The 12,690-nt window shown below is 51.2% G+C and carries 11 protein-coding genes; 1 reads left to right on the top strand and 10 read right to left on the bottom strand.

Going from position 1 to position 12,690, the window contains the following annotated elements; genetic code table 11:
* Positions 1-165: 165 nt before the first annotated feature.
* The gene (locus tag HUF18_RS11760; RefSeq protein ID WP_225692325.1) at positions 166-531 is read left to right on the top strand and encodes a DUF6164 family protein; all 366 of its coding nucleotides are present in this window, start codon (positions 166-168) and stop codon (positions 529-531) included.
* Between the two features lie 10 nt (positions 532-541).
* On the opposite strand, the gene mutT is transcribed toward HUF18_RS11760, so the two are convergent.
* The 10 genes from mutT to murC all read right to left on the bottom strand — a co-directional run bounded on the left by mutT (position 542) and on the right by murC (position 12,667).
* Complete coding sequence (mutT, locus tag HUF18_RS11755) at positions 542-952, bottom strand: 8-oxo-dGTP diphosphatase MutT (RefSeq protein WP_225692324.1); 411 nt, start codon at positions 950-952, stop codon at positions 542-544.
* Entirely contained in the window at positions 952-2,169 is a 1,218-nt protein-coding gene (gene argJ / locus HUF18_RS11750) for a bifunctional glutamate N-acetyltransferase/amino-acid acetyltransferase ArgJ (RefSeq protein ID WP_225692323.1), read from the bottom strand. Before argJ ends, mutT begins: the two co-directional genes overlap by 1 nt.
* A gap of 28 nt (positions 2,170-2,197) precedes the next feature.
* Positions 2,198-4,933 carry a preprotein translocase subunit SecA gene (gene secA, locus HUF18_RS11745; RefSeq protein ID WP_225692322.1) on the bottom strand — a complete coding sequence of 912 codons (2,736 nt, stop codon included), beginning with the start codon at positions 4,931-4,933 and terminating at the stop codon, positions 2,198-2,200.
* Between the two features lie 99 nt (positions 4,934-5,032).
* Complete coding sequence (locus tag HUF18_RS11740; RefSeq protein WP_145469570.1) at positions 5,033-5,959, bottom strand: M23 family metallopeptidase; 927 nt, start codon at positions 5,957-5,959, stop codon at positions 5,033-5,035.
* A gap of 163 nt (positions 5,960-6,122) precedes the next feature.
* Complete coding sequence (lpxC, locus tag HUF18_RS11735; RefSeq protein ID WP_145469571.1) at positions 6,123-7,031, bottom strand: UDP-3-O-acyl-N-acetylglucosamine deacetylase; 909 nt, start codon at positions 7,029-7,031, stop codon at positions 6,123-6,125.
* Positions 7,032-7,123: 92 nt separating this feature from the next.
* Positions 7,124-8,287 (bottom strand): cell division protein FtsZ, encoded by a 1,164-nt coding sequence (gene ftsZ, locus HUF18_RS11730; protein ID WP_225692350.1) that lies wholly within the window; start codon positions 8,285-8,287, stop codon positions 7,124-7,126.
* Positions 8,288-8,348: 61 nt separating this feature from the next.
* Positions 8,349-9,584 (bottom strand): cell division protein FtsA, encoded by a 1,236-nt coding sequence (ftsA, locus tag HUF18_RS11725; RefSeq protein ID WP_225692349.1) that lies wholly within the window; start codon positions 9,582-9,584, stop codon positions 8,349-8,351.
* Positions 9,584-10,342 (bottom strand): cell division protein FtsQ/DivIB, encoded by a 759-nt coding sequence (locus HUF18_RS11720; RefSeq protein ID WP_225692321.1) that lies wholly within the window; start codon positions 10,340-10,342, stop codon positions 9,584-9,586. The genes ftsA and HUF18_RS11720 overlap by 1 nt, the downstream gene beginning before the upstream one ends.
* Positions 10,335-11,261, bottom strand: coding sequence for a D-alanine--D-alanine ligase (locus tag HUF18_RS11715; RefSeq protein ID WP_225692320.1), 927 nt, complete (start codon positions 11,259-11,261; stop codon positions 10,335-10,337). Before HUF18_RS11715 ends, HUF18_RS11720 begins: the two co-directional genes overlap by 8 nt.
* Entirely contained in the window at positions 11,258-12,667 is a 1,410-nt protein-coding gene (gene murC / locus HUF18_RS11710; RefSeq protein WP_225692348.1) for a UDP-N-acetylmuramate--L-alanine ligase, read from the bottom strand. Before murC ends, HUF18_RS11715 begins: the two co-directional genes overlap by 4 nt.
* Positions 12,668-12,690: the final 23 nt, after the last annotated feature.

The raw sequence follows: 12,690 nt of genomic DNA, 5'->3' as shown, positions 1-12,690 counted from the left end.
TAGCATTGGATTATCCAATTTGAGAATTGCACACTCTCAGAGCTTCAGCCGCCACCTACGGGTCTGGCGGCTTTTTTATGCCCGCCATTCCGCTGCCTGATTTAGCCGGAAGTTATGCTGTGACTTTGGGTACAATAGGCACAAATTTCAAAACTGAAGATCACTATGGCCAAGCTGCTGTTCCGCCTCAATGGCGTTAATGAAGATGAAGCCGAGGATGTCCGCACCCTGCTGCAGGATGCTGACATAGAATTTTATGAAACCGATGATGGCCGCTGGCGTATTTCTGTGGCCGCTATCTGGCTGCGTCATAATGAAGACTACGAACAGGCGCGCAGCTTACTCGATCAGTATCAGCAGGAACGGCTGCAGCGCGTCCGCGATGAATATGAGCAACAACAGCAGCAAGGAAATACCCAGAGCATGCTGCAGCGCTGGCTGGAGCAACCCGCTGAGCTGATCATGACGCTGATTGCGGTACTTCTGGTTCTGGGCCTGACCCTGTGGCCGTTTCTGTCACTGGGTCAGTGATAAGAGCCTGTCAGCCCAGACGGGCGCAAACAGCATCGAGAATTGGCTGGTTAGCCGCGGGGAATTCAAACTCTGCCAGGCGGGTAAAAGGCAGCCAGCGAACTTCCTGACCTTCTGCTCCGTGAGCCAGCAAGGCGGAGTTCATATCCGCCTCAACCCAGTACACATCCAGCAGCACGCTTTTATCCGGATAATCGAAAGGGATCTGCAGCAGCGGCGACATAGATTGCTCAGTCACACTCAGTGCAACTTCTTCATCCAGCTCGCGCACCAGAGCCGCAGTGACACTTTCACCGGCTTCTACTTTTCCGCCGGGAAACTCCCACAACCCGCCCTGATGTTTATCATCCGGGCGACGGGCAATCAGGATGTCGTGGTCATTAACGACCACGACAGCCACAGCAACATGTACGCTTTTCATCAGGAACGGTAGTTGGCGTTGATGGTGACGTACTCGTGCGAGAAATCACAGGTCCACAGCTCTTCGCGGAAGTCTCCGCGCGCAAGCTCAATACGAACACGGAACTCGGTCAGGGCAAAAACAGCAGCGCCGGCTTCTTCGGTGTAAGACTCACAGCGGCCACCGTTTTCGACGATCTGCACGTCATCGATAAAGATCTGCACTTTTTCCAGATCAAAATCCTGCACACCGGAACGACCGACCGCAGCCAGAATACGACCCCAGTTCGCATCGGATGCAAACATCGCGGTTTTAACCAGCGGCGAGTGCGCCACGGTATAAGCTACGTCCAGCGCTTCTTTCTGGCTGGCGGCACCACCGACTTCGATGGTCACAAACTTGGTGGCCCCTTCACCGTCACGAACAATAGCCTGAGCCAGAATCTGGAAGGCTTCTTTCAGCTTGGCAAAGACCAGTTGTGCTTCCGGGCTGGCAACATCATTGATCTGCACACCAGAACGGCCGGTTGCCATCAGCATGCAGGAATCGTTGGTTGAGGTATCACCATCAATGGTCACGCGGTTAAACGAACAATCAGCCAGCTCTTTACACCAGGACTGCAACAGCGCCTGGGAGATACCGGCATCGGTCGCGATATAACCCAACATGGTGGCCATGTTTGGCATGATCATACCGGCACCTTTCGACATACCGGTGATGGTGACGGTTTTACCGTTAACCTCAAACTGGGTGCTGTAGCCCTTTGGCAGAGTGTCAGTGGTCATGATGCCTTTGGCTGCACGGGCCCAGTTATCAGCACTGAGATTGTCCAGCGCCGCCGGAATACCACGTTCAAACGCGGCCATGTTCAGCGGCTCACCAATCACACCTGTCGAAAACGGCAGAATCTGAGCCGGCTGTACAGCAGTTGCTGCCGCCAGCATTTCGCAACTGCGGACCGCATTGGCGTAGCCCTGTGGACCCGTACCGGCGTTGGCATTACCGGTATTGATCAACAGGTAACGCGGAGCGGTATCGGCCAGATGCGTTTTGCTGATCTGCACCGGCGCCGCACAGAATGCGTTGGTGGTAAATACGCCGGCAACGGTTGTTCCCTCGGCCAGCTCAATGACCACCATGTCGTCACGGTTGGCATAGCGCACATGCGCCTGAGCCACACCAAGACGAACACCATCTACCGCTTTAAAGTCTTCAAAAACTGTGAAGTTAACTGCCATTTTTTTGCTTACGCCTTCCGACTTTTGCTTACGACAACGTGCCGTGACAATGTTTGTATTTTTTACCTGAACCGCACGGGCATGGCTCGTTACGGCCGACTTTCTTTTCATCGCGAACAAAAGGCTGCGCCTGTTCGTCGCCACTATCAACCTCTGGCTGACCACCTGACAGAGACTCAGCCGTTTCATGCTGATATTGCGCACGCTGTACCTGGGCTTCCACCGCCGCACGGCGCTGTTCTTCCATCGCCCGGACTTCTTCTTCCTGACGCACTTTTACGTGGGACAGAATACGGATGGTTTCGTGCTTGATATTACGCAGCAACTCCTGGAACAGACCAAAAGACTCACGCTTGTATTCCTGCTTCGGATTTTTCTGACCATAACCACGCAGGTGAATACCCTGACGCAGGTGATCCATGGTCGCCAGATGCTCCTTCCACAGGTTATCGAGAATCTGCAGCATCACCTGCTTCTCGAACATGCGGATTGGCTCGGCACCAACGGTCGCTTCTTTTTCCTCATAGGCTTTCTGAATTGCATCCAGAATACGCTCACGCAGAGTTTCTTCGTACAGTTTGTCTTCGTTATCCAGCCATTGCTGAACCGGCAGATCGACGTCGAACTCGGCTTTCAGGTGGCTTTCAAGGCCAGCAATATCCCATTGCTCTTCCAGACTTTGCGGTGCGATATAACCATCGATAGCTTCATTCACAACGTCTTTACGGATATTAGTGATGATTTCAGAAATATCTTCCATCGCCATAATATCGTTACGCTGGTTGTAAACCACACGACGCTGATCGTTAGCCACATCATCGTATTCAAGCAGCTGTTTACGGATATCGAAGTTACGGCCTTCTACTTTACGCTGAGCTTTCTCAACAGCATTGGTCACCATCTTATGCTCGATGGATTCACCGTCTTTCATACCCAGCGCCTGCATCATGGCGCGCATACGCTCAGACATGAAAATACGCATCAGGTTATCTTCCAGCGACAGGAAGAAACGTGTGGAACCTGCATCCCCCTGACGACCAGCACGGCCACGCAGCTGGTTATCGATACGGCGGGATTCATGACGCTCGGTACCGATAATGTGCAGGCCACCGGCTTCCAGCACGGCATCATGACGTTTCTGCCAGTCGGCTTTAATCGCTGCAATCTGACTGTCGGTCGGATTTTCCAGGGCCGCGACTTCAGCTTCCCAATTACCGCCCAGCATAATGTCGGTACCACGACCGGCCATGTTGGTGGCGATGGTCACCGCCCCCGGGCTACCGGCTTCGGCAATAATCTGTGCTTCGCGCGCGTTTTCTTTGGCGTTCAGAACATTGTGAGCAACTTTCGCCTGCGTCAGCAGATGCGAAATATATTCTGATGATTCAATAGACGCAGTACCCACCAGAACAGGACGGCCCTGTGCGGTTACTTCACGGATTTCTTCAATAACGGCATCAAATTTTTCTTTCTGAGTGGCGTAAATAACGTCGTTATAGTCGATGCGGCGCACGGCTTTATTGGTTGGAATAACCACCACATCCAGACCGTAAATCTGATGAAACTCGAAGGCTTCGGTATCGGCCGTACCGGTCATACCGGCCAGTTTTTCATACAGACGGAAGTAGTTCTGGAAAGTGGTCGAAGCCAGGGTCTGACTTTCGTTCTGAATATTCACACCTTCTTTCGCTTCAACCGCCTGATGCAGACCTTCGCTCCAGCGGCGGCCTGGCATGGTACGGCCGGTGTGCTCATCGACGATGACCACCTGACCGCCCTGCACGATATAGTCGACATTTTTCTGATAAACCGCATGAGCCTTCAGCGCAGAATGCACATGGTGCAGGAGATTGAGATTGCCGGCGGCGTAAAGGCTTTCACCTTCTTTCAGAATGCCTTCGTTGGTCAGCAGTTCTTCAACAAACTCATGACCTTCTTCAGTCATCTCAATAGAGCGCTGTTTTTCATCCACGAAGTAATGACCGGAAGCCGCCTCATTACCTTCATCCGCAGCCTGACCACGTTCCAGCTTAGGAATCAGCTTGTTGATTTTACGGTACAGCTCAGAGCTGTCTTCCGCCGGGCCAGAAATAATCAGGGGGGTACGGGCCTCATCGATCAGGATCGAATCCACCTCATCGACAATGGCAAAATACAGTTCACGCTGCGCTTTATCGGCCAGAGAGAAAGCCATATTGTCGCGCAGATAATCGAAACCAAACTCGTTGTTAGTACCGTAAACGATATCAGCTTTGTACTGTTCGCGCTTTTCCAGCGGGTTCTGCCCGGGAACAACAATACCCACACTCATACCCAGAAATTCGTACAGCGGACGCATCCACTCGGCGTCACGACGGGCCAGATAGTCGTTCACGGTTACCACATGAACGCTTTTGCCGGTCAGGGCATTCAGGTAAGTCGGCAGGGTTGCCACCAGGGTTTTGCCTTCACCGGTACGCATCTCAGCAATCCGGCCTTCATGCAGGGTGATACCACCGATCAGCTGAACGTCGAAATGGCGCATCCCCATAACCCGGCTGCCGGCTTCACGACACACGGCAAAAGCTTCGGGTAGCAGGGAATCCAGTGACGCACCATCGCTCAAGCGCTGGCGGAATTCCACTGTTTTTGCTTTAAGCTGCTCATCAGAGAGGGATTTTACAGATTTTTCAAAGGCATTGATCTGGGATACCAGTTTGCCCATGCGCTTGAGTTCGCGGCCGTTTTTACTGCCAAAGACTTTACGAAAAAGGTTACCAATCATGGAATTATCATTATCCGGGAAACAAAATAAGGCGCTGGGCCAAAGTGCTAAAGGCTACTTATAACCCAGAATGATGACAAGCGTGTTGAAACAGAAAGATTACTGAGGAGTGCGGTGAATGTACGCCGCCGGGTCGACTGTGCGACCGTTTTTATACACTTCGAAGTGAACGTGAGGGCCGGTTGAACGTCCGGTACTTCCCATTAATGCAACGACATCACCTTTGCGGACAATATCACCAAGAGCAACTTTCAGCTCTTTGCAGTGTGCATAACGGGTTTTATAGCCATTGCCGTGGTTAACTTCGACCAGATTGCCATAGCCGTAACGCGGACCGGACCAGGTAACAACACCTGAGGCAACGGCAACGATGTCTGCGCCCATTTTGCCGGCAAAATCGACTCCGCCATGCCAGGCAAGACGCCCCGTAAACGGATCCGTACGTTTACCATAGCGAGATGACATCCAGCCTTTAGTAATCGGACGCCCGGCTACAAAGGTATCGGCACTGAGCTTGTTGGCCGACATCAGATCATCCAGCACTTCGAGCTGCTGCTCACGGCTGTCGATACGTTCAGCGAGCTCATTCAGCACTTCGTTGATTTCAGGAACCTGATAGGCTTCACCAAGCGTACCCGGGCCGCCAACGGCCGGTTGCATACTGAAATCAAATTCTTCGGAATTAAGATCGGAAACATCCACAAGACGCTCACCAAGAGCATCCAGACGAAGCAACTTGGCCTGCAGCTCAGCCAGACGCAGAGTCAGCGCTTCCAGCTCCTGATCGGTCTGTTTGCGGATTTGCTGCAGCTCCTGACGCTGCATATTGAGGTCACGCTCCCAGGCTTTGGCAGCGTTAAGATCAAGAATACCTTCATCAGCCAGACGTTCAGCCAGCCAGTAGCCCGCGACTCCCATCGCAAAAGGCAAAGCGAACAGGAACCCAAACATCACTGTGCGTGCAGAAGCACTCAGTGTGTAGGTTCTAGATTCACCATGGCGGCGGCCAACAATAATGATATTCATAGTTAAGCTATTTACTTCCTAATCGGCTGTGCAATCTCTCTGGCACTGACTTCCTGCCTGCCTGACCCGTATAAACGAATCACCAGCCACCCACAAAACAAAGGCCATAAATCAATTATGGCCTTTGTATGAGGATACTCAAACGTATTACTGTTTCAATAAGTTAACCAGCAGCGGCCGGACGCATGTAGGAGATTGGCGAGCTTTCTTCAGCAAATTCGACAAATTCCCAGGCATCTTCCTGCAACAACAGCTCACGCAGCAGCTTATTATTAAGGCCATGACCCGACTTATAGCCGATGAATTCACCAATCAGACTGTGACCGAGCAGGTATAAGTCACCTACCGCATCCAGTATTTTGTGCTTCACGAATTCATCATCGTAGCGCAGACCGTCTTCATTCAGCACACGGTACTCATCAACCACGATGGCGTTCTTAACGCTGCCACCCAGTGCCAGATTTTTGGAGCGCATGTATTCCAGATCTTTGGTAAAGCCAAAGGTACGGGCACGGCTGACTTCTTTTACATAAGAAGTGGATGAAAAATCCAGGCTTGCCTTCTGTACGCTCTGTTTAAATACCGGATGATCGAAATCGATCTCAAAGCTGACTTTAAAGCCATCGTAGGGAACAAAAGAGGCAACTTTATCGCCTTCACGCACTTCAACACGACGTTTGATACGGATAAAGCGCTTAGCAACATTCTGCTCAGCAATACCTGCGGACTGTACCAGGAACACAAACGGACCAGAACTGCCGTCCATGATCGGCACTTCCTGCGCGCTGAGTTCAACAATCGCATTATCGATACCCAAGCCCGCCATCGCTGACAACAGGTGTTCAACGGTGTCTACGCGTGCATGATCTTTGACCAGCGTTGTGGACAACGTTGTCTCGCCAACATTCAGCGCGTGAGCAGGGATATCCACAACCGGATCAAGATCGATACGTCGGAACACGATACCGGTATCAACAGGTGCCGGTTTCAGCGTGAGATACACCTTCTCACCTGAATGAAGGCCAACCCCAGTCGCCCGGATAGCGTTTTTTAACGTTCGTTGTGGAATCATCTGAACAATCCTGCCATTACTGAGCAAATTTCATACAAAAAGACTAGTCCGGCATTATAGCAATAAATAAAGAATGCGCTAGTGCGCATTCTTTAATCAGCCTGACGGCGCAAAAAGGCCGGAATGTCGAGATAGTCCATATCCGGACGAGCTGCGACATCCAACTGCTTCGCGGCGTTACCTGCCTGACGTTTTACGGTCGGCTGATCCAGCTGGCTATAATCTGTCGTGCCATCAGCCTTACGTGCGTTGACCGTGTTATCGACCACCTTGGTCGGCTTTGGTTCCTCAACCGCGTCGCGGCGTCCCAAACCGGTAGCAACAACAGTTACACGCAGCTCATCCGACAGATCCGGATCAATTACAGTACCAACAACAACGGTTGCATGCTCAGAGGCAAACTCTTCGATCACGCTGCCGACTTCGCTGAACTCACCCAGAGACAGATCAAAACCTGCAGTTACGTTAACCAGAATGCCACGGGCCCCCTGCAGATCAACATCTTCCAGCAGCGGACTGCCAATTGCACGTTCTGCAGCTTCACGGGCACGGTTTTCACCACTGGCAACACCCGTTCCCATCATCGCCTGACCCATTTCGGACATCACTGTACGCACGTCAGCAAAGTCGACGTTGATCATACCCGGGCGGGTAATCAGATCGGCAATCCCCTGAACAGCTCCCTGCAGAACATTATTTGCTTCTTTAAAAGCATCCAGCAGGGAAGTATTTTTCCCCAAGACAGAGAGCAGCTTCTCGTTTGGAATAGTAATCAGGGAGTCGACATGCTCGGCCAGTTGCTTAAGACCCTGGTCAGCAATCAACATCCGTTTTTTACCTTCAAACGGGAACGGCTTGGTAACCACAGCAACAGTAAGAATACCTAATTCTTTCGCCACCTCAGCAACAACCGGAGCACCGCCGGTACCTGTACCACCACCCATACCGGCAGTGATAAATACCATATCAGCACCTTTCAGTGCTTCGGCGATACGTTCACGATCTTCCAGAGCAGCCTGACGGCCCACTTCCGGATTCGCGCCTGCACCCAATCCTTTGGTCAGACCGTTACCCAGTTGAATAATGGAGCGGGAACTCACATTACGCAGTGCCTGTGAATCGGTGTTAGCACAAATAAAATCAACACCTTCAATGTTGCCAGCCACCATGTGCTGAACAGCATTGCCACCACCACCACCAACGCCGACGACTTTAATGACCGCCGATTGTTGTAAATCATCTGCCAGTTCGAACATATCCCCTTCTCTTTGCTGAGACATAGCGTTATCTCCTTAGCGCGCTGAATAATATTTAATCTTAAAAGTTGACTTTAATCCAATCTTTTATTTTGGAATAAAAGCCATCCGGACGATCTTCATTGCGGGTATTATTTGTTTTATTCCTGTGCTGTTTTGCCGCATACAACAACAAGCCCACAGACGTCGAATAAATCGGGTTATTAATCACATCGGTCAACCCTGACACACCATATGGTTTTGCCAGCCGAACCGGCATGTGGAAAATTTCCTCAGCCAGATCCACTACGCCTTCCATCTTTGCGGTACCACCGGTCAGAACAATGCCTGCAGCAACCATATCTTCAAAACCACTGCGACGAAGCTCTGCTTGAATCAGGGTAAACAATTCGTCATAGCGTGGCTCAACCACTTCTGCCAGTGCCTGACGGGAAAGGTCGCGTGGAGGGCGTTCGCCAACACTAGGAACCTTAATTGTCTCGTCGGCTTTAGCTAACTGAGTTAAAGCACAGGCATATTTAATTTTGATTTTTTCGGCGTGCTGAGTCGGAGTTCGCAGCGCCATCGCAATATCATTGGTGACCTGATCACCGGCAATCGGAATCACTGCGGTATGACGGATTGCACCTTCAGTGAAAATTGCAATATCCGTTGTACCGCCACCAATATCCACCAGGCAGACACCCAATTCGCGTTCATCGTCTGTTAATACGGCATAACTGGAAGCCAGCTGCTCAAGAATAATGGCATCGGTCTGCAGACCGCAGCGCTGAACGCAACGCTCTATATTCTGTGCTGCATTAACGGCGCCGGTAACCAAATGCACTTTCGCCTCAAGACGGACACCAGACATTCCCACCGGTTCTTTAATACCTTCCTGATTGTCGACTACATATTCCTGCGGCAAAACATGCAGAATACGCTGATCCTGAGGAATGGCCACCGCCTGAGCCGCGTCAATAACGCGGTCGACATCCATAGGCGTTACTTCACGATCCCGAACAGCAACAATCCCATGAGAGTTCATTGAGTGAATATGGCTGCCGGCAATACCGGCATAAACTGAATGGATCGTGCAGCCCGCCATTAATTCGGCTTCTTCCACAGCACGCCGGATAGACTGCACCGTGGATTCAATATTGACCACCACGCCTTTTTTTAGCCCACGACTCGGATGAGAACCCAGACCAACCACCTCGATAGTGCCGTCCGCCCCCAACTCGCCAACAATGGCCACAATTTTAGAGGTGCCAATATCCAGGCCAACCAGCATATTTTTTTGTTGTACCTGACTCATCATCCCATCTCCTGCACTGTGCGCCAGCCAATGGCGGCACCTTTTCCGTAGCGTAAATCAACACTCACAACCGCAGCTTCCGGCAGTTGCGCGATCAATAATTCCAGACGCTGAACGCGTTCTTCAAAATACTGGCGACCAAAACGAACCTGCCAGCCATTACTTAATTCCACATCAACCGCACCAACAGAAGAAACCGTCAACCGGCTGATTCCAATATTCAAATGCCCCAGCGATTGCTGGATACGGCGAAAATGTCGTACTGCCGCTTCAGCGTAATTACGGTCACCATCAATTCGCGCCAGATTCCCGGCGTTCAGGTGTGCCGGAATTTCGCTTAAACGTCCATTTCCGCTCAGCAGCTGATCCCCATTCCAGATTGCCATCGGCACATCTTCATAAAGATTTACCTCTAACGTGTTCGGCCAGCGTTTACGCACAGTCACCTGCATAATTAATGGCAACCCGGAAAGCTGCTGATAAACGCGCTGCAGATCCAGCGAGAAAAAACTCTCGTCTTTTACCCAGACAATTTTTCCGGCGATATCCTCTGCATTCCAGACCGACAAGCGCCCTTTAACATCAACACTGGTAATAGGCCAGCTGTGATACGCCCAACGGACTCCAGCTGCCAAAGCAATCACGATTAATGGCAACAACAGCCACTGCCAGGCAATATCCGGCATCGTTATCCGCCACTGCATGGGCTCTTTAACCACCAAAGGGGTTGCGCCGCGTGGAGCTGCTTTTTTAGCCACGAATTCTTTCCCTGGCTTCCGTTAATAAATGCACAACCAATTCAGGAAAGCGCATGCCGACAGCCGCAGCAGCCATTGGCACCAGACTGTGATCGGTCATTCCCGGACTGGTATTTGCTTCCAGCAACCAGAACTGTTCGTTCTGATCCTGCATCACATCGATACGCCCCCAACCCTGACCGCCAATAACATCAAACGCTTTCAGGGCCAGCTGCTGTAATTCCTGCTCCTTTTCCGCGGACAGACCGCAAGGCAACAAATACTGAGTGTCATTTGCCTGGTATTTGGCGTCGTAATCATAAAAAGCATGACTGGTTTTTAACTGAATAGCCGGCAATGCCTTACCATCAACAATAGCAACCGTGAACTCTGCGCCTTTCACCCAGGACTCAGCCAAAACCAGTCCGTCGTATTCACGGGCAAAGTCAAAGCTGTTTTGCAGTTCTTCCGCAGTGTGAACTTTACGCATACCGATACTGGAACCTTCACGTGCTGGTTTCACAATGGCATCGGCGTTCAGTTCTGCAATCAGCTGACTCCAGTCACTGTTCTCATTCAGCAAAAACGCTTTTGGCGTCGGCAAACCTGCTGCCTGCCAGATGAGTTTGGTACGCCATTTATCCATTGCCAGGGCAGATGCCATGACACCACTGCCGGTATAAGGTTTATTCAGCCACTCCAGCACACCCTGAATAGTACCGTCTTCACCACCACGGCCATGCAGTGCAATAAACGCCACATCAAAATCAACATTGGTTAATTGCTCAATCGCATGCGTCTGAACATCAATAGCAATAACGTCAGCACCACTTTGCTGCAGGGCGGTATAAACAGCCTGGCCACTTTTCAGTGACACTGCACGCTCCGCCGATGTTCCGCCCATTAAAACCGCGATTTTTCCTAATGCGGCAACGTTCATACTTTTACCTCTGCCAACCATACCGGTAATTGCTGGGTTAATGTCACGGCCAGATTGCCGATATCACCGGCTCCCTGAGTCAGTAACAGGTCACCTGGTTTTAATACGCTTTTAAGCGGTGCCTCCAGGGACTCATCACGCTCAATAAAAATAGGATCTACCATGCCACGCTGGCGAATGCTGCCGCACAGCGAACGTCCATCAGCACCAGCAATGGGTTTCTCTCCCGCCGGATATACATCCATTAACAGCAGTACATCGGCACCGGATAGTACCCGGGTAAAGTCTTCATACAGATCGCGGGTCCGGCTGTAACGGTGTGGCTGAAATACCATTACCAGCCGGCGTTCAGGAAATCCTTTGCGAATGGCATCAAGCGTAACTTCAAGTTCGCGTGGGTGATGACCATAATCATCAACCAGCATCACATCACCATCACCCAATGGAAATTCACCGCAGACTGTAAAGCGACGGCCCACACCGGCAAATTTTTCCAGTGATGTAACAATTGCGTTATCTGCCACACCTTCGTCATCCGCTACCGCAATAGCCGCCATGGCATTCAGCACATTATGTTTACCAGGCATACGCAGACTGATATTCAGCGGCGCACGGCCTGCCGGGCGCTGTACGGTAAAGTGCGTGAACAATCCATCCTGGCGCAATTCGGTGGCACGATAATCAGCATCCTCCGAAAAACCATAAGTGACAGTTTGACGACTGATCCGCGGCAATAATTCACGCACCACATCGTCATCAATACAGACCACCGCCAGCCCATAAAAAGGCAGATTATGCAGAAATTCGATAAAGGTATTTTTCAGCTGTTCAAAATCACCGCCATAAGTCGCCATATGGTCAGCATCAATATTGGTAACAATAGAAACCATCGGCTGCAGGTGCAGGAAAGAAGCATCGCTCTCATCAGCCTCAGCGACTAAATAACGACTGGCTCCCAAGCGGGCATTAGTACCGGCGCTGTTTAATTTGCCACCGATAACAAAGGTCGGGTCCAGACCGGCTTCAGCCAGTACCGATGTCACCATACTGGTGGTTGTGGTTTTACCATGGGTTCCGGCCACCGCAATTCCATGACGGAAGCGCATCAGCTCCGCCAGCATTTCCGCACGACGGACAACAGGAATACGCGCCTCAACCGCGGCACGGATTTCCGGATTTTCATGATCAATCGCTGTCGACACCACCAGTACATCAGCGTGTGTTACATTGCTTTCCTGATGGCCAATATAAATAGTGGCCCCCAGAGCCTGCAGCCGCTCAGTAACTGCCGACTGACGTAAATCTGAACCGGAAATCTGATAGCCCTGATTCAGTAATACTTCAGCAATACCACACATACCGGCACCGCCAATACCAACAAAATGCATGCAGCGGATGCGGCGCATTTCCGGTATCAGATGATTCAGCG

It is taken from the genome of Thalassolituus sp. ST750PaO-4 (genome assembly GCF_020320405.1).
Lineage (GTDB): Bacteria > Pseudomonadota > Gammaproteobacteria > Pseudomonadales > Oceanobacteraceae > Venatoribacter > Venatoribacter alkanivorans.
The sequence above is the reverse complement of the archived record's forward strand: the minus strand, read 5'-3'. Positions and strand labels throughout refer to the sequence as shown.

What these genes read in the sequence shown, in the direction of transcription:
- HUF18_RS11760 (WP_225692325.1), top strand. Translation starts at nt 166, where the DNA reads ATGGCCAAGCTGCTGTTCCGCCTCAATGGCGTTAATGAAGATGAAGCC.
- mutT (WP_225692324.1), bottom strand. Translation starts at nt 952, where the DNA reads ATGAAAAGCGTACATGTTGCTGTGGCTGTCGTGGTCGTTAATGACCAC.
- argJ (WP_225692323.1), bottom strand. Translation starts at nt 2,169, where the DNA reads ATGGCAGTTAACTTCACAGTTTTTGAAGACTTTAAAGCGGTAGATGGT.
- secA (WP_225692322.1), bottom strand. Translation starts at nt 4,933, where the DNA reads ATGATTGGTAACCTTTTTCGTAAAGTCTTTGGCAGTAAAAACGGCCGC.
- HUF18_RS11740 (WP_145469570.1), bottom strand. Translation starts at nt 5,959, where the DNA reads ATGAATATCATTATTGTTGGCCGCCGCCATGGTGAATCTAGAACCTAC.
- lpxC (WP_145469571.1), bottom strand. Translation starts at nt 7,031, where the DNA reads ATGATTCCACAACGAACGTTAAAAAACGCTATCCGGGCGACTGGGGTT.
- ftsZ (WP_225692350.1), bottom strand. Translation starts at nt 8,287, where the DNA reads ATGTTCGAACTGGCAGATGATTTACAACAATCGGCGGTCATTAAAGTC.
- ftsA (WP_225692349.1), bottom strand. Translation starts at nt 9,584, where the DNA reads ATGAGTCAGGTACAACAAAAAAATATGCTGGTTGGCCTGGATATTGGC.
- HUF18_RS11715 (WP_225692320.1), bottom strand. Translation starts at nt 11,261, where the DNA reads ATGAACGTTGCCGCATTAGGAAAAATCGCGGTTTTAATGGGCGGAACA.
- murC (WP_225692348.1), bottom strand. Translation starts at nt 12,667, where the DNA reads ATGCGCCGCATCCGCTGCATGCATTTTGTTGGTATTGGCGGTGCCGGT.